Origin of the sequence: Nonomuraea turcica (assembly GCF_030718205.1) — a bacterium.
Classification (GTDB): domain Bacteria; phylum Actinomycetota; class Actinomycetes; order Streptosporangiales; family Streptosporangiaceae; genus Nonomuraea.
Map to the genome: position 1 here is coordinate 1 of NZ_JAUZQF010000079.1, position 1,761 is coordinate 1,761.

The 1,761-nt window shown below is 67.2% G+C and carries 2 protein-coding genes and 1 pseudogene; 2 read left to right on the forward strand and 1 reads right to left on the reverse strand.

Annotated elements, in window-relative coordinates:
- A partial coding sequence (locus tag Q9G87_RS60235; RefSeq protein ID WP_371826031.1) for an SDR family oxidoreductase occupies positions 1 to 822 on the forward strand: 822 nt, incomplete at its 5' end.
- 53 nt (positions 823 to 875) lie between these two features.
- Here Q9G87_RS60235 and Q9G87_RS60240 read toward each other — a convergent pair.
- Positions 876 to 1,070, reverse strand: coding sequence for a hypothetical protein (locus tag Q9G87_RS60240; RefSeq protein ID WP_305925675.1), 195 nt, complete (start codon positions 1,068 to 1,070; stop codon positions 876 to 878).
- A 26-nt stretch (positions 1,071 to 1,096) separates the two neighbouring features.
- Here Q9G87_RS60240 and Q9G87_RS60245 point away from each other — a divergent pair.
- A pseudogene (locus Q9G87_RS60245) lies at positions 1,097 to 1,761 on the forward strand (cytochrome P450); the annotation flags it as partial.

The window sequence follows — 1,761 nt, forward strand, 5'->3', positions numbered from 1 at the left end:
GCCAGCCCGCAAGGGGCTCCCGGTTGTGACGTCGCGCACCCATGTCACAGTCGAGCGGAGCGCGGCGTCTTAAGGGGCATGACGGACTCGGAACAGACCTCGGTGTTGATCACCGGGAGCAACAAGGGACTGGGGCTCGAGGCGGCCCGGCGGCTCGGGGAACGGGGCTGGATGATCTTTCTCGGCTCGCGTGATGAAGGTCGAGGACAGGCAGCCGCCGCCAAGCTGACCGCCGGTGGCGCGAACGTGGTTGTGATCCCGCTGGACGTGACCTCGGACGAGTCGGTGACCGACGCGGTACGGCTCGTCCGGGAGCACACCGACCGGCTGGATGTGCTGATCAACAATGCCGGCGCGCCAGGAAAGGGTATGGCGCCCGCACACGCGACGGCCGAGGAAATTCATTCCGTCTACGACACCAACGTGTACGGGCCGATCAGGGTCACGCATGCGTTCCTTCCCTTGCTGCAGGCGGCGGACAATCCGCGGGTGGTGATGGTGTCCAGCGGTGGCGGTTCCTTCGCGGTCGTGACCGATCCAGATCAGCCCGTCTCGAAGATGCACGAGCTCGCCTACAGCTCGTCGAAGGCGGCGCTGAACATGATCACTGTCCGGTACGCCCAGGCGCTCCCGAAGATCAAATTCAACATCGCCACTCCCGGAGAAGTCGCCAATCGCAAATTCGCCGCCACCGACATGAACAATCACACCGGCCAGCTGACGGTCACCGAGGGCACCGACTCGATCGTCGGGCTCGCGGCGATGGACGCCGACGGGCCGACCGGAATCTTCATCGATCGCCTTGGCCCCGTTGCGTGGTGACCGCCGCAATCCACCTGCGGTCGATCCCGGAGACCCGGTGAAGGCCCGAGGTGTCATATCTCGAAGCCTGCCTCGTCCCCCGCGAAGCGCGAAGGCGGCGGCTGGCGCAACGCGCGTACGAGCGGTGGACCTTGAGTAGCCGGCCCCGGCCAGCTCCGGGTCTCTCCGAACGGGTCGTGTGCGCCGTGGAGGGTGTCGTCCAGGAGTTGGGTGACTTCGCGGGCGCCGACGAGCAGAACAAAGCTCACCCAGATATATCAGTGGGAGGTCATTGATGACGAAGAGTGTTGCTGGCGACCTCGCTGGCCTGCAGTTGCCGGTCGAGCGCGGCTGCCCGTTCGCCCCGCCTGCCGCCTACGAGCGGCTGCGCGCGTGGGCGCCGATCAACCGGGTGCGCCTGGTGAGCGGCGCTGAGGGGTGGCTGGTGTCCGGGCATGAGGAAGGCCGGGCCGTCCTCGCCGATCGCCGCTTCTCCTCCGACCGGCGCAAGGACGGCTTCCCGTTCTTCATCGCCGATGCGGCGACCTTGCAGCAGCTCCGTAGTCAGCCGCCGTCGATGGTCGGCATGGACGGCGTGGAACACACCGCGGCACGGCGCCAGCTGATCGGCGAGTTCACCGTGAAGCGGCTGGCCGCGCTGCGCCCCAGGGTCCAGGACATCGTCGACCAGTTCATCGACGACATGCTCGCCACCGAGCAGCGACCGGTCGACCTGGTGCAGGCGCTGTCCCTGCCGGTGCCCTCCCTGGTGATCTGCGAACTGCTCGGCGCGCCCTACACCGACCACGGCTTCTTCCAGAGCCGCACCGCCGTGGTGGTGCGCCGGACCTCCTCGACGCAGGACCGCCAGCGAGCCTTCGCCGAACTGCGCGCCTACATGGACGATCTGATCACCCGTAAGGAGTCCGAACCGGGCGACGATCTGTTCAGCCGGCAGAT